General features: G+C 69.6%; 14 protein-coding genes. 6 read left to right on the top strand and 8 right to left on the bottom strand.

The annotated features are described in order from the left end of the window. Window positions 1-5 precede the first annotated feature (5 nt). From ORK51_RS10085 to folE, 4 genes are all read right to left on the bottom strand, one after another. Window positions 6-3,653 (bottom strand): ATP-binding protein, encoded by a 3,648-nt coding sequence (locus tag ORK51_RS10085; RefSeq protein WP_266084826.1) that lies wholly within the window; start codon window positions 3,651-3,653, stop codon window positions 6-8. A 46-nt stretch (window positions 3,654-3,699) separates the two neighbouring features. Continuing rightward, window positions 3,700-4,401: a DUF4194 domain-containing protein gene (locus ORK51_RS10080; RefSeq protein ID WP_019183980.1), complete on the bottom strand. Its 702-nt coding sequence runs from the start codon at window positions 4,399-4,401 to the stop codon at window positions 3,700-3,702. Beyond that, the gene (locus ORK51_RS10075) at window positions 4,388-5,857 is read right to left on the bottom strand and encodes a DUF3375 domain-containing protein (RefSeq protein ID WP_266084825.1); all 1,470 of its coding nucleotides are present in this window, start codon (window positions 5,855-5,857) and stop codon (window positions 4,388-4,390) included. The genes ORK51_RS10080 and ORK51_RS10075 overlap by 14 nt, the downstream gene beginning before the upstream one ends. Window positions 5,858-5,984: 127 nt before the next feature. Next, entirely contained in the window at window positions 5,985-6,587 is a 603-nt protein-coding gene (gene folE / locus ORK51_RS10070; protein WP_019183982.1) for a GTP cyclohydrolase I FolE, read from the bottom strand. A gap of 159 nt (window positions 6,588-6,746) precedes the next feature. On the opposite strand from folE, the gene ORK51_RS10065 reads away from it, so the two are divergent. The 6 genes from ORK51_RS10065 to ORK51_RS10040 all read left to right on the top strand — a co-directional run bounded on the left by ORK51_RS10065 (window position 6,747) and on the right by ORK51_RS10040 (window position 12,397). Next, a complete protein-coding gene (locus ORK51_RS10065; protein WP_019183983.1) occupies window positions 6,747-7,202 on the top strand; it encodes a MarR family winged helix-turn-helix transcriptional regulator in 456 nt (151 codons plus the stop codon). Between the two features lie 84 nt (window positions 7,203-7,286). Next, window positions 7,287-7,496, top strand: coding sequence for a DUF1656 domain-containing protein (locus tag ORK51_RS10060; RefSeq protein ID WP_019183984.1), 210 nt, complete (start codon window positions 7,287-7,289; stop codon window positions 7,494-7,496). After that, the gene (locus ORK51_RS10055) at window positions 7,493-8,401 is read left to right on the top strand and encodes an efflux RND transporter periplasmic adaptor subunit (RefSeq protein ID WP_046274170.1); all 909 of its coding nucleotides are present in this window, start codon (window positions 7,493-7,495) and stop codon (window positions 8,399-8,401) included. Before ORK51_RS10060 ends, ORK51_RS10055 begins: the two co-directional genes overlap by 4 nt. After that, the gene (locus ORK51_RS10050; RefSeq protein ID WP_266084824.1) at window positions 8,398-9,855 is read left to right on the top strand and encodes an efflux transporter outer membrane subunit; all 1,458 of its coding nucleotides are present in this window, start codon (window positions 8,398-8,400) and stop codon (window positions 9,853-9,855) included. Before ORK51_RS10055 ends, ORK51_RS10050 begins: the two co-directional genes overlap by 4 nt. Window positions 9,856-9,858: 3 nt before the next feature. Next, window positions 9,859-11,916, top strand: a complete 2,058-nt coding sequence (locus ORK51_RS10045) for an FUSC family protein (RefSeq protein WP_266084823.1) — start codon at window positions 9,859-9,861, stop codon at window positions 11,914-11,916. 85 nt (window positions 11,917-12,001) lie between these two features. Continuing rightward, window positions 12,002-12,397, top strand: a complete 396-nt coding sequence (locus ORK51_RS10040) for a hypothetical protein (RefSeq protein WP_019183988.1) — start codon at window positions 12,002-12,004, stop codon at window positions 12,395-12,397. Between the two features lie 366 nt (window positions 12,398-12,763). On the opposite strand, the gene ORK51_RS10035 is transcribed toward ORK51_RS10040, so the two are convergent. The 4 genes from ORK51_RS10035 to recC form a co-directional block, all read right to left on the bottom strand. Next, window positions 12,764-13,306, bottom strand: coding sequence for a hypothetical protein (locus ORK51_RS10035; protein ID WP_266084822.1), 543 nt, complete (start codon window positions 13,304-13,306; stop codon window positions 12,764-12,766). 129 nt (window positions 13,307-13,435) lie between these two features. Further along, window positions 13,436-15,334, bottom strand: coding sequence for an exodeoxyribonuclease V subunit alpha (recD, locus tag ORK51_RS10030; protein ID WP_266084821.1), 1,899 nt, complete (start codon window positions 15,332-15,334; stop codon window positions 13,436-13,438). Then, a complete protein-coding gene (gene recB, locus ORK51_RS10025; protein WP_266084820.1) occupies window positions 15,331-18,972 on the bottom strand; it encodes an exodeoxyribonuclease V subunit beta in 3,642 nt (1,213 codons plus the stop codon). Before recB ends, recD begins: the two co-directional genes overlap by 4 nt. Continuing rightward, window positions 18,969-22,316: an exodeoxyribonuclease V subunit gamma gene (gene recC / locus ORK51_RS10020; RefSeq protein ID WP_266084819.1), complete on the bottom strand. Its 3,348-nt coding sequence runs from the start codon at window positions 22,314-22,316 to the stop codon at window positions 18,969-18,971. Before recC ends, recB begins: the two co-directional genes overlap by 4 nt. Window positions 22,317-22,385 lie beyond the last annotated feature (69 nt).

Genomic DNA, 22,385 nt, shown 5'->3' with positions numbered 1-22,385 from the left:
ATTGCTCAACGCTTGGGCTTGACCGGCTTCTTCGCGGCGGTCCTGGGCGCCGGCCTGGCCGCCGCCTTGCTGGCGGCCTTCCTGGCCGGCGCTTTGGCGGGTGCTTTGGCCGGTGCCTTGGCCGCGGCTTTCTTCGGGCGCGATGCCGGTGACGGTGCATCCGGCGTCGCCGTGGCGGCGTCGGCCTGCCCGGCAGCCGGTTCGGCGATCACGGCATCGGCGGCCTGCCCTGGCACCTCGACCTCCGCAGGCGCTGCAATCACGGCCGCTGCCGATACCGGCGCCACCGCGGCCTCACCGCCGGCGCGGGCGCGTTCGGGCAGCTTCAGGCGCTTGCCTTCCTCGTCGTACTCAATCAGCAGTACGCCGGAGTCGTGGCGACCGCTGATCTCCACGAAGCACGCACCGCCGATGAACGGCTCCAGCGTCATCACCGACTTCAGCGGCGTGGCCACGACCATCTGGAACCCGAAGTTGTCGAAGATGTTCATCGCCAGCGCGGTGAACTCGTTGTCGGCCTTGTCGAAGGCTTCATCGAGCACGACTGCCGCGTAGCTGGGCAGCTGGCCGTCGGCACCACCGAGCTGGTAGCGCAGCGCGGCCGCCAGGCAGGTGGTGGCCAGCTTCTGGCGCTGGCCGCCGGATTTGCCCGCGCCGCTGCGGTAGATCTCGACCTGCTGGCGGGTGGCGGCATCGAGCTCGACGCCGACGAATTCCACATGCAGGCGCACGTCGAGTACCAGCTCGCGCCAGCGCTTGTCCTCGCCTTCCTGCGAGCCGAGCTTGGCGACCAGTTCACGCAGCACCGCGAACTGCGCTTCGGCCAGTTCGCGCTGCTCGGTCTGCTGCTGGGACAGGACATCGCGCAGGCGCTGGTGGAAATCCAGCACCTCGGGCAGACGGCGGTCGGTGAGTTCGATGGTCAGCAGGGTGCCGCGGTTGAACGGCACCTGCTCCAGCGAGGCATTGACCTCGTCCAGGCGCTGGGCGATCGACTTGCGCGCCTCGGCGGTGTGGCGCTGCAGGGCCAGCAGGTTGTTCTTGCTCTGGCTCTGCAGCAGATCGAAGAAGCGCGCCTCGTGCTGCGGCAGGCCATCGTTCTCCAGCCGCTGCAGGCGGGCCAGGAAATCGTCGGCGCTGGACAGGCTCACGGTGAAGTCGCCGCTGTCTTCCGGCCAGGCCTGGCAGTAGCGGCGGAAGCAGCCCAGCAGCAGGTTCTCCAGCCGGTTGTGTTCGGCCTGGGAACCGCCGAGCTGTTCGTTGAGGGTGTTGCTGATCTGCCGGAAGTGCGCTTCCAGGTTTTCCAGACTGAGCACGCCGAGCGCCTTGAGGCGTTCGTCCAGGCCCTGCTGCTGGAGGGGGGTGACCACGCGCTTGGCCAGCGGCGCGCACTGCTCGTGCAGGCGTGCCAGGCGTTCGTGCTCACGGCCGAGCTGGCCGCGCTCCACGCGCACGTCTTCATAGGTGCGCTTGGCCTGGGCCACATCGGCCCGGGTCTTTTCGATCTGTTCGCCGAGCCTGCGCAGGTCGGCATTGCCTTCGCGCAGGTCGTGCAGGGCCTGGGCGATGTCGTCCAGGCGCTGCAGCGGCGCGGCCACATCGATCTCGTCCCAGCCCAGCGTGCACAGTTGATGGCAGGCCAGGCGGGCCTTGCCATCCTGTTCGCGCTGCGCGCGCAGGCCGGCCACGTCGCTGTCGCAGGCGGCGATGCGCTGCGCCAGTTCGATCGCTTCGCGCTCGTACAGGTCCAGCTTGTCGCGGTTGTTGAAGCCGAGCAGCCAGCGGCGGCGGTCGCTGATGTTGTGGCGATCGTCCTTCTCGAAACGCTCGCCCGGGTGCTTGACCTGGCCTTCCTTGGTGATGCCGCGGTCGGTATCGCGCAGGTGGCGTGCATCGACGCATTCGTAGTCGAAGCGCTTGCCCAGCTCGCGGCGCAGCCAGCCGGCATAGCCGTGCTCGCGCAGCACCAGCTTGTGCAGCAGCGAGCGTGCCCCCGGCTCGCGGCCATGCAGCGCATCATCGTTGCGGCGCACGCGGTAATACACCAGGCGGGTACCGAGGTGGGTCTGGTTGATCCACTCCGAGACCTGGGCATGGTGGCGCTCGTCAACCAGCAGAGACTGCGCGAAGCCGTGCAGCACACGCTCGATCGCGCCCTGCCATGCGGCGTCTTCATCGCGGACCTGCAGCAGTTCACCCACGAACGGCAGCGCCGCCTCGGGAATGCCGGTGTCGCTGCTCAGGCGCGCGCGCAGCTGCTGCATCGGCGCCGGAATGCTGGACGGGGTGCGCTTGAGCGCCTCCAGTTCCGAACGCACCTCGGCAAAGCGGCGCTCGTCATCGCGCTTGCCGCCCATGCGCTCGGCGATGGCTTCATCCAGCTCGGCCGCGGCACGCTGGCCGTCGTCCAGTCTGGCCTGGGCGCGGGCCAGCTGTTCGGCGAAGCCGTGCGCGGTCTCGGCCAGGGTTTCGCCGAGCTCGCGGCTGGCATGGTTGGCCTGGTTGCGCTTGGCCAGGCGGCGGTCGCGTTCCTGGGCGACACGGCCCTGTTCGCGCTCCAGCTCTTCGATGCGCTCGCCGCCCTGCTGGCGACGCTGCGCCTCCAGTTCGGCGAGGTGGCTTTCATGGTTCTCCAGCGCGCTGCGGCGCTGGCCTTCTTCACCGGACAGGCCGCGGTCGCGGGTGTCCAGTTCCAGCAGGCGAGCCTCGAGCAGGGCCAGGCGACGCTGCTCGCGCACACCGTCGATGCCCAGCTTCATCTCGTCCAGGTCTTCACGCTGGCGGCGCAGTGCCTGCAGATCGGCGTAGTGACCGCGCGCCGGCAGCAGCGTTTCGACCTGGCGGCGCGCGGTGACCACGGCCTGGTGGGCGCCATCGAGTTCGGCGAAATCATCGACCAGGCGCTCGGCGGCATCGAAGGTGCGCGGCGCATCGAGCATGAAGTCGCGCAGGAACACGTTCAGATCGCCGAGGTTCTTCGCCGACTGCGTCTTGTGCAGCAGGCGCAGCGCCATTTCGTTCTCGATCCCGAGCACGTGGCGGAACCGTTCGGCATAGCTGGCGAAGCTGTCGAAGTGATGCACATCGCCCAGGCGCTGCTTGAGCTTGCGCAGGTCCAGGTCGAAGCCGCCGAGGTCGCGCGCGATGTCGAAGCTGCGCTCTGCGACCATGTAGTGCTTGCGCACATCGGCCGCGGCGGCGCCGTTGCCGGCGATCCAGAACAGCCGCACCAGGCTGACGATGCGGCCGTCGTTGCTGCGGTACTCCAGCACCAGCGCGGTCCAGGTGGCGCCCTTGCGCAGGTACTGGGTGGCGATCTCGCCGGTGCCGCTGTCCTGCTGGTCAGCCCACGCGCCACGCACATAGGAGACCAGGTTGCGGTCGCGGCCACTGCGTTCGGCTTCGCGCGCGGCGGCGTTGAAGTCGACCAGGGCCGGCGGCACCAGCAGCGCGGACATCGCATCGAGCAGGGTCGACTTGCCCGAGCCGGAGCGGCCGACGAACAGGAAGCCACGTTCGGCGATCGGCACTTCGGTCAGGCCGGAGAAGGTGCCCCAGTTGTGGACCTGCAGGCGGCGCATGCGGAACTGCTGCGCGCGCGGGTCGGGCTGGTCGCCGGGGAACAGGGCGGGTGCGGGAATGTGGACGGTCATGGCAGGGCTAGCAATCCAGGCAGGGCAGCGGCGCGCGGGCGCGCGCTCAGGCGTCGAGGTCGGCCGGCGCTTCGCGCAGGCGGCGGTACACCTGGGCCAGGGCGGCGACATCTTCGGCGGAGAACATCAGTTTCAGTGCCGGCGAGACTTCATGACGCGCATCGTCACCGCCAAGGCGGGTGAGGATGTGGTTGTCCTTCATCTTCTGCACGGCACTGGCGACGCGGCGGTTGAAGCCGGCGCGGTCGGTGGACAGGTGGCGCTCGTACACGGCCAGTGCTTCGGCCAGCTCGCCATCTTCGACCACCGCGCGCACGCCGCGTGCATCGGCTTCAGCCAGCTGCTGGCGCAGGTGCAGCAGCAGCACCGAGTCGATGAAGGTCAGCGGCGAGGTACGCAGCAGCACCGGCGCGTCGATATCTTCGGTATCGGCCTGGCGGGTGAAGGCCACCCCGCTCTCGCGGTCCAGCACCAGCTCCAGGAACAGGTCCGAGAGCGCCGAACGGATCGCCGCTTCACTGCGGATCAGCGCCGGCCACAGCTTGGCGTGGCGCAGCTGGTCGATGCTGGGGCCGATCAGCAGCTGGCACAGCGCGCGGCGGCCATCGAGCGGCAGCCGGCCGGTGTCGCCCATGTAGAAGACATCGTTGCTGCGTCGCAGGACCGGCGTCACCACGACCGGCTCGTCGTCATGCTCGTCGGCGCCGCCGTCGATCGGGGTGTCGGTGGATTGTTCATGCCAGCTCATGGCGTTTCTCCTGGGTGAACCAGATCAGCGGAATGCGGGCGCGACGCCATTGGCCATCGCCGCCGCGCCATTGCGCGATCTCCTGTTGATCGGTGGCGACCTCGCCATGGCGGGTGCCGAGGGAGAGGTAACCGATGATGCTGCCCAGCCCCTGCGGGGCCTCACGGTGGTCGAGCACCTGCGCGATCGACAGCCGCGGCTGCTCGCCAAGCAGGTCGTGCAGATCGCGGCGCAGGGTGCGGAAGTCGATTTCCGAGGCGGCGACGAGATCGCCGACGCTCTCCAGCGAGATCGCGGCGGTGTCGTTGCGCTGCACGCTGCCATCGACCTGCGCCTGGCGCGGGTCGTGCAGCTTCCATTGCGAGAGCGAACGCAGGCGGCTGGTAGTCAGCTGCAGGTCGCGGCCGATGCTGCGCTGGGCCGGGATGTGGTCGCGCAGGCCCAGCGCCTCGCCTTGGGCCTGCTTCAGCAGCTGGTTGAGGCGGCGCTGTTCCAGGTAGCCGCGGCTCTGCACGAAGCCACGCAGGCTGCGCGCGAAGTGCTGCAGCACATCGTGGACCTGGCCACCGCGCTCGAGCATGGTGGTGGTGAAGCCGCGCAAGAAGGTGCGTTCGTTGCGGTCCAGCTTGCGGGCGAAGCCACGGGCAAGCACGGTCTCCAGCGCGGCGTCGAGCTGGGCGCTCTGTTCGGCATCGTTGAGCAGGCGCCAGAACGCGTCGAAGCTGCGCCCGGCATCGCTGTCACCGATCACATCCACGCCTTCGAACAGCTTGGAGAGCACGTCGCCGCGCTCGCCTTCGTCATCGATGATGCGTTCGCGGAATTCGCGGTTGAGGCGTTCGAAGTCGTCACGCACGCGGCGGAAATCTTCGGTCAGTTCGTCGGCCAGGCCGATGATCTGGCGGGTCCGTTCCAGCGCGCGCTTGCCATCCAGCGAGGACACCTTGCCGCCGCTGACGCGGGCGATCTCGGCATCGATGCGGTCGCGTTCGTCGCGCAGCGCGGACAGACGCGCATCCGGATTGGATTCGGTCAGCGCGGCCAGCTGCGAGAGCTGCTCGATCACCAGCGCCAGGCGGCTCTCGGTGGCGGCGGCGCGTGCCTGCTCCAGGCTGTCGGCGAAGCGGATCGCCTGCGCGGCCTGGGTGGACAGTTCGTACTGTTCCTGGTCGGCACCTTCGGGCAGGCGGCGTTCCAGCCAGCCCTGGGCCAGCCAGTGGGCGATGTAGGCCTGCGCGGTGCGCGGCAGATCGCGCGCGAGTTCATCGGCCTTGAGATCGTCCAGCGCGCGCTGCAGGCGTTCGTGCAGCACCGCCGTGGACAGGGTGCGCTCGTCCTGCATCAGCAGACTCTGCAGCAGGCCGATGATCTCCGGCGCGTGATCGGCCGCCAGCAGCTTCCACTGCGACTGTTCGCGCAGGTGGCGGTAACGGGTAATGCGCTCGCGATGCTTCATTCGAGACCGGGGACAGGAAGACGGGCCGCGCGGGTCGCAGCGGCCGGGAGGGAAACGGGACGCGCACGCACCCGCAGGGCCGGGCCGAAGCCCAGCACCTGCCGGCCGCGCGCGACGGCGCGGGGAATCAGCGCTTGCCGCCCACTTCGATGAAACGCAGGAACTCGGCGCGGGTACGCGCGTCCTCGCGGAAGCTGCCCAGCATCTTGGAGGTGACCATGCTGACGCCACGCTTGTGGATGCCGCGGGTGGTCATGCACTCGTGCGCACCTTCCACCACCACGCCCACGCCGACCGGCTGCAGCACGTCCTGGATGCACTGGGCGATCTGCGCGGTCATCTTTTCCTGGACCTGGAAGCGGCGTGCGTACGCCTCGACCACGCGGGCCAGCTTGCTGATTCCCACCACCTTGCCGGCCGGCAGGTAGCCGACGTGCACGCGGCCGATGATCGGCGCCATGTGGTGTTCGCAGTGGCTTTCGTACTCGATGTCGCGCAGCACGATCAGTTCATCGTAGCCGGCCACTTCCTCGAAGGTCCGCTCCATGTAGGCGCGCGGGTCGTCGCGGTAGCCGCTGAACCAGTCGCCATAGGCTTCGGCGACACGGCGCGGGGTATCCAGCAGGCCTTCACGGGTCGGATCTTCACCGGCCCAGCGCAGCAGGGTGCGCACCGCCGATTCGGCCTCGGCCTGGGTGACGGGGTTGGCGTCGTTGTCTTGCTTGCTCATTACATACAGCACCCGAAGGGGGGCGAGCATCGTACCCGACAGACCCCTCGGGCGTCCTGCGCCGGGGCTCGGTGGCCCTGCCCGCGCAGGCCTTCGTTGGGCGACGGTTGTGCCGGAGGTATTGATAGGAGGGAAATTAGTAGTATCCTATCTATTCTGATGAACCGATCCTTCGACGAACGCACCCAGCTGCAGATGCAGCTCAGCTCCGGCCTGCTGTACGCAGGGCGGCAGTGGCAGCGCCTGGCCGACCAGGCCCTGGGCAGCTACGGCATCTCCGCCGCCTGCACCATGCCGCTGCTGATGATCGGGCGCGCCGGCGGGGGTATCCGCCAGGTGGCACTGGCCCATCAGCTGGGCATGGAAGGCCCGTCGCTGGTACGCCTGCTGGACAAGCTGGCCGCCAGCGACCTGGTCCGCCGCGAATGCGACGCCAGCGACCGCCGCGCCAACCTGCTGTGGCTGACCGACAAGGGCGAGGCCCTGGTCAGCGAACTGGAAACCCAGTTGATCGGCCTGCGCCAGGACGTGTTCGGCGAGCTGTCCATGGATGAACTGCGCACCGTGCTGAAGCTGTGGCAGCTGCTGGCCGACGCTGCCGACCGCGTGACGTAAGCCTGTTCCCCCGTTGTGCCGCCCGGTGTCGTCCCTCGACGCCGGGCGATCCCCTTTCCGCTCCCCTGCGAATCCTTTGCCTCGATGTACGGTGAATTCAGTCTCTATGGTGTGTTCGTCCCGACCCTGCTCGGGCTGATGCTGCTTGCCTACCTGCTCAAGAGCGGGTTGCGCGTGGTCCTGCAGCGCACCGGCGCCTACCGCCACATCTGGCACCCCGCCCTGTTCAACCTGGCCGTGTACGTGATCGTGCTCGGCGGGTTGTTTTCCCTGATGCGTTGGATGCAATCGTGAACAAGATCCTCAAGCAGACATTCCCGGTCGTATTGACCGTCGTGGCCGTGGTGGCCGCCGTGCTGGTGCTGCGCCACCTGTGGGCGTACTACATGGACGAACCGTGGACGCGCGATGCGCACGTCAGCGCCGACGTGGTGCAGGTGGCGCCGGATGTGTCCGGGCTGGTGGAAGCGGTGAAGGTGGCCGACAACCAGCCGGTCAAGCGCGGTGAGGTGCTGTTCGTGGTCGACCGGGCGCGCTATGAGATCGCGCTGGAGCAGGCCCAGGCCGCCCTGGGCGAGCGCCGCGCCACGCTGGACCAGCTGCGCCGCGAGATCGCGCGTGACCGCAGCCTGCAGGATCTGGTCGCCGCCGAGGATGCCGAAGTGCGCCGCGCCAAGCTGCTCGCCGCGCAGGCCTCGATGGCGACCGCACAGGCCGCGGTGGATCTGGCCAAGCTCAACCTGGCGCGCACTGAAGTGCGCAGCCCCAGCGATGGCCACGTCAACGACCGCACCGTGCGTGCCGGTGACTATGTGACCGCCGGGCGCCCGGTGATGGCCGTGCTCGATACTGGCTCGTTCCGCGTGGATGGCTACTTCGAGGAAACCCGCCTGCAGGGCGTGCATGCCGGCCAGAAGGTCGACATCCGCCTGATGGGCGAGGCGCAGCCGCTGCAGGGCCACGTGCAGAGCATCGCCGCCGGCATCGAAGACCGTTACCGCAGCGAAGGCAGCAGCCTGCTGCCGAACGTGACCCCGGCCTTCGACTGGGTGCGGCTGGCCCAGCGCATCCCGGTGCGCATCCATATCGACCGCGTGCCGGCCGGCGTGAACCTGATCGCCGGGCGTACCGCCACCGTCACCATCGAGCCGGACACCGCGCCGGCCACGCCGGCACAACCGGCACGGACGGCGCTGTGAACCGCCCGGCGCTGCACCGCATCGCGCTGGGGCTGGCGCTGACCACGCTGGCCGCGTGCCGCACCGTCGGCCCGGACTACGCGGTGCCGGCCGGCTCCGCGTTCCAGCGGCCGGAGGCCAATGCCGCCTTCCTCGACACCGGCAACCCGCAGGTCGCCGCTGGCGCCGCGCTGCCCGCACGCTGGTGGGAGCTGTACCAGGACGACACCCTCAACGCGCTGGTGCAGCAGGCGCTGCGCGACAACGTGGAACTCAAGGTGGCCGATGCCAACCTGCGTCGCGCTGCTGCCGCGTACGAGCAGGCGCTGGATGCCGGTGGGTTCGAATACGAGGCCGAGGCCGGGGTGAGCCGCGCGCAGCTGTCGGCCGAATCATTCCTGCTCGAACACGAACTGCCGCCGATCAACCTGGCCGACGGCAAGTTCGCGGTGTCCTATCAATTCGATCTGTTCGGCAAGCTCAAGCGCGCCTCCGAAGCCGCGCATGCCGACGAGCAGGCCACCGCCGCCGCGATGGACCTGGCGCGCGTGTCGCTGGTGGCGCAGGTGGCCGGCAGTTACGTCGAGATCTGCCACGCCAACCACGAACTGCATGTGGCCGAGCACTCGCTGCAGCTGCAGCAGCGCAGCCGCGAGGTCACCCAGCGCTTGATCACCGCCGGCCGCGGCACCCCGCCGGAGCTGGCGCGTGCCAACGCCCAGGTGGCGATGCTGCAGGCCGCGTTGCCGCCGCTGCGCGCGCACCGGCAGGCCGCCGAATACCAGTTGGCCGCCCTGCTCGGCCGCACCCCGGGCCAGCTGCCCGACGGCGTGAGCGACTGCAGCCAGGCCCCGACCCTGGCCCAGGCGCTGCCGATCGGCGATGGCCGCGCGCTGCTGCAGCGCCGCCCGGACATCCGCCAGGCCGAGCGCAGGCTGGCCGCGGCCACCGCGCGGATCGGCGTGGCCACCGCCGAGCTCTACCCGGACATCCGCCTCGGCGCCTCGGTCGGTGCCGCCGGCCTGCTGGAGGATTTCGGCACGCCGCTGACCCAGCAGTGGTCGATCGGCCCGCTGATCTCCTGGACGCTGCCCTCCTCCGGCACGCATGCACGCATCCACGCCACCGAAGCCGGTGCCGATGCGGCGCTGGCCGAGTTCGACCACAGCGTGCTGCAGGCCCTGCGCGAAACCCAGACCGCGCTGAGCCGCTATGCCCAGGACCTGCAGCGCCTTCAGTTCCTGCAGCAGGCGCAGCAGCAGGCCGACCTGGCCGCCAGCCAGAACCGCCGCCTGTACCAGGGCGGGCGCACGCCCTACCTGGCCAGCCTGGACGCGGACCGCAGCCTGGCCAGCGCCGATGCGACGCTCGCCGAGGCGCAGGCGCAGGTCTCGCGCGACCAGATCCAGTTGTTCCTGGTGCTCGGCGGCGGCTGGAATGCCGACGCCGTCGCCGCCGGCACGGCCGCGAGGTAAGCCATGCTGCTGCTGGACAGACAGGCCTGGTTGTTCTCGGTCAAGACCTTCCTGGCGGCGCTGGCCGCGCTGTACATCGGGCTGGCCGGCAATCTCTCGCGCCCGTACTGGGCGATGGCCACGGTCTACATCGTGACCCAGCCGATGCTGGGCCCGACCCGTGCCAAGGGCGCCTACCGCATCCTCGGCACCCTCATCGCCGGCGCGGCCACGCTGTGGATGCTGCCGCACCTGGTGGAAACCCCGCTGCTGCTGAGCGCGGCGATGTCGCTGTGGCTGTCCACCTGCCTGTTCATCGCCCTGCTCAACCGAGGCCCGCGCGGCTACGCGTTCCTGCTGGCCGGGTACACCACCGCCTTCATCGGCTTCCCGGCGGTGACCTCGCCGGACACCATCTTCGACACCGTGGTGGCGCGCAGCGAGGAGATCATCCTCGGCACCGTGGTGGCGGTACTGTTCGCCTCGCTGTTCTTCCCCGCCTCGGTGCGGCCGATGCTGCGCGCGCGGATCGGCAGCTGGATGGGCGATGCCGCCGACTGGTGCCGGCAGATCCTCTCGCGCGGTCACGCGCATGGACCGCGCAACCGCCTGGCGGCCGATCTGGTCCAGTTCGAAGCGCTGATCGAGTTCATGCGTCGCGACGACCCGCGCCACGCCGGGGCGGCGGTCTCGATGGAGCGCCTGCGCGAACGCATGCTGCTGATGCTGCCGGTGCTGTCCTCGATCGCCGACCGGCTCGGTGCGCTGCGCGCGGGTGGCCGCGCGCTGCCACCGGGGCTGGAGCCGTTGATCGCCGATCTGGCGCAGTGGCTGGAGCAGCCCGGCCGCTCCAGTGCCAGCGCCTACGCCACGCTGCGCGCGCGCATCGTCGCGCTCAAGCCGGCGGTGGATGGCGAGCTGGATCATCTGCTGCTGGTGACCCTGCTGCTGCGCCTGGAAGAACTGGTCGACCTCTGGCAGGACTGCACCACCCTGCACGCCGCCATCGACGCCGGCACCGCGCCGAGCGATACCGCGCACTACCGCGTGCGCGCCCAGCGCGTGGACCATGTGCGCCATGTGGACTACGGGATGGCGCTGTTCTCCGCGGCCAGTGCCGGTGTCGCCCTGATGACCTACTGCGTGCTGTGGATCGGGCTGGGCTGGGAAGGCGGTGGCAACGGCGCGATGATGGCCGCGGTGGCCGCCGCGTTCTTCGCCGCGCAGGATGATCCCGCACCGAGCATGCTGTCCTTCCTGCTCTGGGCCATCGTGGCCAGCCTGGTGGCCGGCGTGTATCTGTTCGGGATCTTCCCGGCCGTGCACGACTTCGGCAGCCTGGCCCTGGTGCTGGCGGTGATCTTCCTGCCGCTGGGCCTGCTGCTGCACCGGCCCAAGACCGCGTTGATCGGCTTGCCGCTGACGGTGAACCTGGTGGCGCTGCTGAACGTGCAGAACACCTACAGCGCCAACATCCAGAGCTTCATCAACTCCGCCGTGGCGATGTTCATCGGCATTGGCTTTGCGGTGGTGATGACCCGGCTGTTCCGCTCGGTGGGTGCCGAGTGGACCGCGCGCCGGCTGGTGCGCCAGGGCTGGACCACGCTGGCCGATGCGGCCGAGGGTCGCGGCCAGCAGGATCGCCAGCAGTTCGCCGCGCGCATGCTGGATCTGCTCGGCCTGCTCGCACCGCGCCTGGCAGCCACGCCGGAAGGCAGCGACATCGCCTCGGTGGACATGCTCACCGAGGCGCGCATCGGCCTGAACATCCTGCAGCTGCGCCGCTCCCGGCACGGCCTGCCGCTGCCCAGCGTGGCCGCGATCGAGGCCATCCTGGACGACATCGCCGCGTACTACCGCGCGCAGGCGGCCAAACGCCGCCCCCTGCCGGCACCGCCCGGGCTTCAGGCACGGCTGGAGGCCTCGCTCAAGCGCGTGCAGACCGTGGAGGCGGGCAAGGCCCGCGACGAGGCCCTGATGGGGTTGATCGGGCTGCGCTATGCGCTGTTCCCCGAGGCACCGGTCATCGAGGCCGCCGCCGACCCCGCCGCGGCAGCACCGGGCCTGCCGGCGCCGCGCTGAACCGGCCCCGGCGCGCGCCGGCCGGTCCGCGCCGATCAGGGCTATCCTGACGCATGCATTTGCGCATGGATCAAGGTGATTCCCGATGAGTTACGACCTGATGGTGTTCGACCCCGCCGTCGCCCCGCGCGAGGCCGAGGCCTTCCTGCAGTGGTACGACGCGCAGACCGAGTGGAACGAGACGCACGACTACGACGACCCGGCCGTGTCGGTGCCGGCGCTGCAGGCGTTCTTCGCCGCGCTCGCCGAGCATTACCCGCCGATGGACGGTCCGCTGTCCGATGAGGAAGACGACCGCCCGGAAGTGACCGACTACAGCATCGGCCAGCACGTGGTCTACGCCTCGTTCGATGACGAGGTGGCCGAGAACGCGCATGGCCTGGTGCAGGTGCTGGCCAACACCCACCAGCTGGGCTTCTTCGATGTCAGCGGTGACGGCGCCATCGTGTTCCCCGATGGCACCGTGGTGATTCCGGAGTAAGACGGACACGGGGGGCTAGAACAACTGCCCCTGGGCCGGCGCCGTCACGACGGCGTCGGCCACTGCGTTCCCCTCGCCGCCCTGCAGGCGAGCAGCCAGACCCGACAGCCGGCTGGCGTGCCGCGCCAATGCGGCCTCCAGCACCTCCGCACTGCCCAGCACATGCGATGAACGGCCCGCTGGGCAACGACGATGACGATATCGTGTATTCCGATGGGCTGGTTGGGCTGGTACTGATCACCGAGTAGGACCACGCCATGCGTGGATGAACACCGAAACGATCGAAGCGCGCTTTTGTAGAATCGAGCCATGCTCGGCTGACACAATGAAATCGTGGGAACGCCCCCCGATGTTCCGCAAAAAGGGCTACTCGTCTCGTGCCATCTCTGCGAAGAAAATGTTGACCACTTGGTCCATTTCGTCGGACGAGATCTCAGTGTGTAGTCTGGCCATCGCTGTGTGGCCGTGCGCAATAGCTATGGCTGCAAAGAATGCCGAGGTCTTCCATGCCTCCTGCGGCGTTGCGACAAGCATCGCCGCGTGCCTACCCATACGCTGGATAGCCTCCGAATACTCCGGCTCCAATCCAGCAGGAATCTCCATGCCTCGGTGGCACCGTTGCGTTTCAATGCATTTTGGAAGGGAAATGAACTGCCAATCGTCTGAATCAGCTTCTGCTGGCAACGCGTTGACAATATGCGGGACAGCCGCAAACGAAGCACTGTAGACATCCCCTTGGTGGCACAAACTGCTCCACAGCTCCTCCCAGGTGTCTTCAATCGGATCGTCCTCCGACCTTTCGCTCTTGGGAATGTTGAGATTGGCCAGCAGCTCCGGGATGTCATCTGCTGCGCCGTAGGCGTGCTGCAGCTCGGTCCAGCGTGGGTCATCCAAGGCGATAAGGGCCATGTGAAGCGTCCTGCGTCGGGAGATACAACACAGGATAGGCAGCGGCTACAGCGTTATCAAAGGTCAAATGCGACATCAGCACCATGGGGTCGGATCCCGCTCCCCTCGGGAACGGGATCCGACCGCGGTTCAGAACAGCTGGCCCTGCACCGTCGGTTCTTCGATCGGTATCGATGGTGCTTCGGTCACGTCTTCCGCACCCAGTCGCCTGGCCAGACCCGACAGCCGGCTGGCGTGCCGCGCCAATGCGGCCTCCAGCACCTCCGCACTGCCCAGCACATGCAGCGCCTGCCGCGCGCGGGTCATGCCGGTATAGATCAGCTCGCGCGACAGCACGCGATTGTCGCGTCGCGGCAGCTGCAACCAGACCTCATCGAACTCCGAGCCCTGCGCCTTGTGCACGGTCATCGCGAACGCGCTTTCGTGCGCCGGCAATGCACCCGGGTGGAAGCCACGTGGTTGATCCGGCGTTTCGCCCGGGAACCACGCGGTCACGCTGCCGTGGCGATTGATCAGGCAGATGCCGATGTCGCCGTTGAACAGGCGGTGCCGGTAGCTGTTCTCGGTGATCAACAGCAGCCGGCCGTGGAAGTAACCCGGCGCCATGCCCGGCCGCGGCACACCGGCCAGCAGCGCTTCGATACGGGCATTGAGCCCACGCGCGCCCTGTGGGCCTTCGCGCACGGCGGTGAGCAGGCGGATGCGGCCGGCATTGGCCAGCGCAACGCCGGGATCGGCGGCTTCGCCGAGGCCGCGCCAATGCCCGAGCAGCTGCTCGCGGTGATGCTGCAGCGGATCGCTCTGGTCTTCATGGAAGTGCACACCGGCCAGCGTGCCCGTCCTCAGCAGTGCCAGCGCGGTGGCGCTGTTGCCGTCGCGCACGGCATGCGCCAGCGGCGCCAGATCGAGCGCGTCGGTCTGCCGATAGCCCCGCTGCAGCTGCACGCGCCGGCCGGCGAACCGGCGTGGCGGTGCCAGCGGTTGCAGGGCATCGGGGGCGAGCAGCACGCGCAGCGCCTGGGCATCGTCAGCCTGGGTACCCAGGCCATCGCCGCTGGCACGGAGGATGGCGCTGAGCACATCGCCGGCTTCCACCGAGGGCAGCTGGTCCGGATCACCGAGCAGCACCAGCCGGGTGCCATCGGCGACTGCCTCGACCAGCTTGGTCATCAGCGGCAGGTCGATCATCGAGGCCTCGTCCACCACCACCACGTCGTACGGCAGCGGGTTGTCGGGGTGATGCCGGAAGCGTGGCGAATCCGGGATCACCCCGAGCAGCCGATGCAGGGTGGTGCCGGTGCTCGGCATGGCGTCGCACAGCGCCGGTGCGATGCCCACCAGGCGCAGCCGCTGCACGGCCAGGCGCAGGCTCTCGGCCATGCGCTCGGCGGCGCGGCCGGTGGGCGCGGCGAGCGCGACCCGTGGCAATGCCTGGTCGGCCTGCACCGCCTGTGCGGCAAGCAGCACCAGCAGCCGCGCGATGGTGGTGGTCTTGCCGGTGCCGGGGCCGCCGGTCACCAGCACCAGTGGATGGCGCAGCGCGACGGCGGCGGCGCGGGCCTGGTGATCGATCCCATCGTGGGCCTGCGGGAACAGCTGGCCGAACAGCGTGGCCAGGGTGCCGGGATCGGCGTCGGGCAGCGGATGCGTGGCGATGCGCTGCAGGCCCTCGGCAAGCCGACGTTCGTATTCGCGGTAGCGACGCAGATAGAGCAGGCCGTTCTCCAGCACCAGCGGTGCATCGCCAGCGACCACGTCCTCCGCGCCGGGTACCTCCACCCACGGCGACGCCTGCAGCTGCGCCAACCACGCCTCGGGTGCCGGCCAGTCGACATCGACCTCGATCAGGCGCTGCGGCTGGGTCGGATCCAGGCCGGCGTGTCCTTCCGAGACCGCCAGCGAGGCCAGTGCGGCACCGACCAGCACCGCGTCGGGCGTGTCAGGGCGCAGCCTGCGCAGGCTCTGCGCCAGCGCATGGTCCAGCGTGCGAAGCACGTTGCCACGGTAGAGCGTGGTGAGCAGGCTCATGCCTCCCCCCGTGCGCGCGCGGCCATGCGTGCCTGGGCGTGTTCGCCCCCGGCGAACAGGGCATCCAGCGCATCGACCAGGGCCGGATCGAAGCGATGCGCATACAGGCCCGGGCTGTCGTCGCGGCGGGCATCCAGGCCGCGGCAGAACAGATAGCGGATACCGCCCATGTCGCGCGCATAGTCGTACTGCGCGCCCAGCCGGAAGCGCAGCCAGCGGTGCAACGCGACGGTGTAGATCAGCGCCTGCAGGTCGTATTCGCTGTGCTGCATGGCGCTGGCCAGACGGGCCGCGTCGTAGCCGGGCAGGCGATTGGATTTGTAGTCGAGCACGTACCAGCGGTCCGCACGCACGTAGGTGAGATCGATCTTGCCCGTCATCAGCCCCTCCAGCCGCCGGCGGGTGCCGAAGCCATGGCGGTCACGCACCAGCCCGTGCGCGTGCAGCAGGCTCAGCAGCGCTGGAACGGCGGTCGGCTGCATCGCGAAGTGGAATTCGATCTCGGCACGGCGTGCATCGGCCGGCAGGTCGTGCAGTGCGCCGCCTTCCGGCAGGGGCACGGTCAGGGTCTGGCCGACCAGCCCGGTCAGCATGGCCACGCCATCGTCCAGGTCTTCCTCGGCATAGCCTTCCGCGCGCAGCGAGGCGCGCAGGACCTCGGCTTCCTCGCCGGGTGCGGTCTCGCCGGCCTGCCAGCCGCCCCACTGCGCGAAGTCGGTGTTTTCCAGCGCATCGTGCAGCACGTTGCCGAAGCGGCTGCCCATGAAGCGCGGGTCACTCTCTTCGCTGGCCACGGCCGGTTGTTCTGCTTCCAGGCTGAGGTCCACGCCGGTCGGCTCATCGGCTGCGGGTGCCGGCACTTCGGTCGCGGCCGCATCGGTGTCGTGGCCCGCGTCGGCATGCGCCAGCTGGGTGAAGCTGTACACCCACCAGTCGTGCGGCACGCGGCGGGTCAGCGCGCGGACCGGTGGCAGTTCGCCGTCGCGCTCGAAGGCGAGCTGCGCCGGGCGGGGTTCCACCGGGCCCTCGATCACGGCGATGTCCGGATGCGCACGCAGCGCTTCCAGGTCCGACAGCATCGGTGCCAGGCGGGTCTTCGCCAGCCCGGCCAGATCACCGGCGGCGATCCACAGGGCATGCTCGGCCCGGGTCAGCCCGACGTAGAGCAGGCGCGCGTCTTCGGCGTCCTGTTCCTGGGTGCTGCGCGTGCTGGCCGCATTCCAGCTGTCGTCCTTGTCCAGTTTCCAGTGCAGCTCGCGGCGGCCGTTGGCGTACACCGTGCAGTTGGCCTCGGTGTTCGGTGCCCCCCCCCCGATGCCGACGAACGGCAGGAATACCAGCGGATACTCCAGCCCCTTGCTCTTGTGCAGGGTGATGATCTGCACGCGGCGCGCATCCGATTCCAGGCGCAGCAGCTGCTGTTCGTCGTTCTGATCGGCATGCGCCATCTGCACCTGCAGCCAGTCGAGCAGGCCGTGCATGCCCAGCGTCTGCCCGGACGCCTGCTGCAGCAGTTCACCCAGCTGCAGGTAGTTGGTCAGGCGGCGCTCGCCATCCAGCAGGCCCAGCAGGCGCTCGGCGTGTTCGGCGCAGAGATCGGCGATCACCGCGAACGGGCCGCCGCGCTGCCAGCGCTCACGCCATTCCAGCAGCCGCACCTGGAAGGAGCGCTGCGCATCGCCTTCGCGCTCCAGCGCATCGATCGCCTCGGCATCTTCGCCGAGCAGTACGGTCGACAGTGCGGCGCGCAGCCGCCCTTCGTCGGCCGGCTGCAGCAGCGCCAGCAGCAACAGGCGCAGGTCGTGCGCTTCGGGCGTGGCATACAGGCTCTGCTTGCCCGCAGCGACGGCGGGAATGCCTACCGCACCGAGCGCCTGCTGGATGCGCGTGGCCTCCTTGTGCGAGCGCACCAGCACCGCGATGTCGCCGGGTTGCACCGGCACGTCGCGCAGCAGCGCGCGCCCTTGCCGGGCTTCGCTGAGGATCTGGTGGATCGCGGCCACACAGGCATCACTGGCCTGCTGCCGCGAGGGATCGGCCTTGAGGTCGCCGCCCTCGGTGTTGTGCAGCACGCGCACGGTCAGGCCAGGTGCGGGGAGACCGTCGCGCAGGAAATCCGCATCCATCCGGGTGCTGCCGGGGTGCACCGGTTCGAAGGCGATGTCGGCTTCGAGGAAGGCGCGCTCACCGGCGTTGGCGTACAGCGCTTCGATCGCGTGCAGCACCGCCGGACGCGAGCGGAAATTGCGGTCCAGCGCGGGCGCGGCATCGGCCTGGCGCTTGGCCTTGAGATAGGTGTGGATATCGCCGCCGCGGAAGCCGTAGATCGCCTGCTTTGGGTCGCCGATCAGGAACAGCGCCGGTGCCAGGCCCGCGTCCCGGGTCTCCTCCGAGTCGCCAAACACACGCTGGAAAATGCCCCACTGGCGGTCATCGGTATCCTGGAACTCATCCACCAGCGCGATCGCATACTGCGCGCGCAGCTGCTGCACCAGGGTGGCGCGGTGCGGGCCTTCCAGGGCATCGGCAACGCCATCGATCAGGTCATCGTAGGTCTGCACGCGGCCGATCCGCTTGAGCTCGGCCAGCCGCGCACGCGCTTCGTCGCGCAGATCATGCAGGAACGCGGTGGCCTGCTGGCGCAGCCACTGCTCGCGCGCATCGGCGGCATGCCACCAGGCCTGCAACGCATCGAACAGTGGCGAGGCCGGGCACTGGCCTTCCATGCCGTCCTTGCAGAAGGCCAGCAGCTGCACCGGCAGCAGTTTGCCCAGGTGGCTCTTGTCGCCACGCGGCCAGTGCTGCGCGCTGCGGCCGGCCAACAGCTCGCCGAAGGCCTTGTCGAAACTCGGCCGTTTCGCACGACGGCCATCGAAGATCTTGCGGTCGAAGGCCACGGCGATCTGCGCCTGGGCGTCTTCGACGTGCGTCTGGATCGCCTCTGCCAACGCAGCCGCGGTGAGCCGCAGTTGCGGGGCGGGATCGTCGAAGGTACGCGTGGGCCGCGCTGGCAGCAGCGGCAACGGCTTGATCAGCGTGGACAGATCGCCTGCCAGCGCCTCGGGGGAGGACCACAGCCAGGTCAGCGCATCGACCGTGGCGGGGTCGTTGGCGTGCACGCGCCACAGGTCGGCGGCCAGTTCTTCGTGCAGCTCGCGTTCGCTTGGCAGCAGGGTCGGCGGATCGAAGGTGTGCCCGCTCTCCAGCGCATGTTCGCGCAGTACGCGGGTGCAGAAGCCGTGGATGGTGAAGATCGAGGCGAGGTCGATCTCGTCGGCGGCGGTCTGCAGCCGGCGCGCCAGCGCGGCGGGTGTCTCTTCACCGAGGGCGAGCTGGCGTTGCAGGATCACCCGGGTCAACGCGACATCGGGAGTGTCCTGATCGGTCGGCACCCGCTCGACCAGCTGCGCGGCCAGGGCCAGCCGTTCGCGGATGCGCTTGCGCAGTTCCTGCGTCGCGGCATCGGTGAAGGTGACGGCCAGGATCTGGCCGATGCGCCAGCCCTTCTCCACCACCAGCCGGGTGAACAGCGTGGCCAGGGTGAAGGTCTTGCCGGTGCCGGCGCTGGCCTCGATCAGGCGCACGCCGTCCAGCGGCAGCACCAGGTAGGGGTCGTTGAGCAGGTCGTGGTCGGTCATCGCAGGGCTCCTTCCTCGTCAAAGCCCGGGAACACCCGGCCTTCGCGCACCGCGGTGAACACCACGAAGCTGTTGTGCAGCAGTTGCCGGTAACTGTCGGCACTGGCGAAGGGGTCGTGGCCGCGCAGCGCGAGCTGGTAGCCGGCGCCGGTGGACTCGCCCCAGGTGCGGTCGCTGCCGTGCCACTTGGCGCGGCCCTCGGCCTCGCGCCTGGCCTCGGCGGCGGTGTACAGCACCCAGCCGGTGGACGGGCCGTACGGCAGCGGCGCGCGCAGCCCTTCGCTGCGCAGCTGCAGCAGGCGACGCAGCACCTGCTGCGCGCGTTCGGCGCCCAGCGGCGGCAGCGTGTGCGGACCCAGCCCGTCATCGCCTGCCTCGTGGAACTGCACCAGCGGCAAGGCCTCGCCGGCGGCATTGGCCAGCAGCCAGTCCAGGCCCTGGCGGATCGCGGCACGGCCGTTGAGCGGACCCGGGCGCAGGCGCACCAACCCGTGCGGATGCACTCCGTCCACGCGGCCGTGCAGGCGAACCCCGTCGATATCCACCTCGTAGCGGCGGCTGTCGGCCGTGGTACCGGCCTGCCACTGGGCCAGCGCCTGCGCATAAGGCTCAGTCTGGGCCTGCAGCAGCGCGAACTGCCGTTCGCCCAGGGCGCCGGAGGGCAGCAGCGCCCGCGCACGCAGCCGTGGGTACAGCGGCGTGTCGTCCTGCCCGAGGGTGGCCTCGATCACGGCCTGCTGCAGCAGCACCGTGTCGCCACCGCGCGCGGCCATCACCAGCGGCTCGACGTCGTCGGCGTTGTCCACGTCATCGGGCAGGCGCAGGCCGAGCCGTTGCGAGAGGAACTGGCTGGCCGGATCGGTGAGGAAACGACGCAGCGCATCCACGCTCAGTTCCGGCTCGGCAGCGCTGCTCTCCATCGGCGGCAGCGGAGTGGCGAACCACGGCGCCAGCGCGCGACGTGCACCGCCGAGCGAGCCGGCGGCGGGGTGCCATTGGCGGCGATAGCTGAAACGCCGTGGCTCCTCGCCCCCGCCGAACGCGGCCGGAGCGAACGGCTGCAGCGAATGGCGCACGGTCATCCTGCGCGCCGCCGCCGGGGGATCCAGGTGGTACTCGGCCGCGGCATCGATCAGCTCGCTGACCAGCACCGAGGGTTCGCGCACGCTGCCATCGCGCGGATCGGCGCCCAAGTAACTCAGGTAGAACACGTCCTGCGCCGAGGCGAACAGCTGCAGGAACAGGAAGCGGTCATCCTCGCGCAGCGAGCGGTCGCCATGCCGGCGCTTGTCGGTGCCCAGCTCGGCAGTGAGCTGGTTGAGGCCGGCGGCCGGGTCGCGGCGCGGGAAGTCGCCATCGTTCAGGCCGAGCACGCAGATCACCCGGAACGGCAGCAGGCGCATCGGCACCATCCGGCCGAAGCTGACGCCACCGGTCAACAGCGGTGCACGCGTATCGGCCTGGGCGAGCACGCCGGCGAAATGGGCGCGCAGCACCTCCGGCGGCACCTCGCCCTCGAAGCCGGCGGTCTCCGCATCGCGGGCGAACTCGTTGATCAGTTTGCGCAGGCGCTCCAGCGCGCGCTGGCTGCTGGCCGCCTGCGGCGGTTCGGGCAGCAGCGCATCGAGCAGGGCCAGCAGGCGCTGCCGCCACTGCCCGGGCGACATGGCCTCACCGAGCGCCCGCTGGTAGCGCGCCAGCACGCGCAGCAGGCCGAGCAGGCGGTCCAGCGCGTCCAGCGCACTGCCTTCCAGCTCCGGCCATGGCGCGACCCCGGCGATATCGCCGTCGCTGCCGCTGGCGTGGCCGAGCAGCAGGCGATCCAACGCGAACTGCCAGGTAAACGCATCGTCCACCGGGGCCTGATGCTGGCCGCGATGGGCCGCATCCAGCCCCCAGCGCGCGCCGGCGGCCTGCAGCCAGTCGTGCAGGCGGTCGAACGCCGCGGCATCGAGGCCGGCGGCGTCCGCCAACGGTGCGCTGGCGAGCAGATCGAGCACTTCGTTCAATCCGAAGCGCGAGACCGGCAGCCCGAGCAGGTGCACGAACACATCGGCCAACGGCTCGCCGGCCAGCGGGCTGGTATCGGCCAGCGCATAGGGAATGTGGTCATCGCCGCCGCTGCGGCCGCCGAACACCGCTTCCAGGTACGGCACGTAGGGGTCGATGTCCGGTGCCAGCACCGCGATGTCGCGCGCCTGCAGCGGCGGATCGAAGCGCGGATCCTGCAGCAGGCCGCGCAGCTGGTCATGCAGCACCTGCAGTTCGCGCAGGCGGGTGTGGCAGGCATGCACCTGCAGGCTGGGGTCGTCGTAGCGCAGGCCGTCGCGCAGCTCGCCGGCCGGCTGCCCGCGGCGGTGGAACAGATCGCGCTGCAGGCGGTGCAGCAGGCTGTCGGATAAGCCGCCCTCGGCCATGTCCGGGCGCGCATCCTCTTCCGGATCGTCGTACGCGGCGATCTCACCGGAGGGGTGCACGACCTCGTAGCTGCCCAGCACCGCCATGAAATCGCGACCCGCCGCGCCCCAGGCCTGCAGCAGGCGGTTCTCGCCCGCCGCCTCGCCGAACGGATCGGGCGCGCCGCTGCGCAGCTTCTCGCCCAGCGTTTGCAGATCGCCCCAATAGGCCTGGGTCGGTGTGGGCAGATAGAAGTGCATCGTGCCGACCCGCGCCTGGGTGGCCAGCACCCGCAGCACGTCCGGGGAGATGTTGAGCGTGGCGAAGGCGAACACGCGCGTCGGCAGGCCCTGCGGCAACGGCTGTCCGGCGCCCTCGAAGCGGGCCAGGTAGGCATCGATGCGGCGCGCGCGGTACTGCTCGCCGCCGGCGATGCGCCGCCACAGGATCGCCTGCGGGTCGTTCGGCGCTGCGCCCGCGTCCCAGCGCAGCAGCCAATCGCGACGCCACGCCTGGTACTTCTCGAACACCGAGGCCAGCTCGGCCGCCAGCGCCCATGGCTTGAGCGGATCGGCCGCGGACAGATACGCCTGCAGCGCCGCCATCGGCGGCTGCGCCATCAACACCGGGTCTCGCAGGGCGGCATACAACCGCCAGCGCAGCCCCTCGGCATTGAGATCGTCATGTTCCCCGGGCACGTTGGCATTGAGGGCGCGGGCGACCAGCTCACCCGGCGTGAGGAACGCGAGGTTGGCGGCAATGCCATACTCGGCCGCCAGGGTCGATTGCAGCCAGCGGCGCATCGCCACCTGCGGGATCAGCACCACCTCCGGCACCAGGATGGATTGGCCCGGCACCGGCGTGCGCAGCGTGGTGGCCAGCAGGGCGGCCAGCACATCGAGCGAGTTGGAGTGGTACAGGCGAAAGTCTGAAGCAGCGTCGGTCATCGCAGGAGTGTGCCGTAGCCGACGCACGAACGCAGCGCTGCGGGCGGTGCGGACGGGAAAAGGCGCGGG

This window comes from Stenotrophomonas sp. RIT-551, from assembly GCF_026241915.1.
Taxonomy (GTDB): domain Bacteria; phylum Pseudomonadota; class Gammaproteobacteria; order Xanthomonadales; family Xanthomonadaceae; genus Stenotrophomonas; species Stenotrophomonas bentonitica_A.
This window is presented reverse-complemented; position numbering and strand designations above follow the sequence as displayed.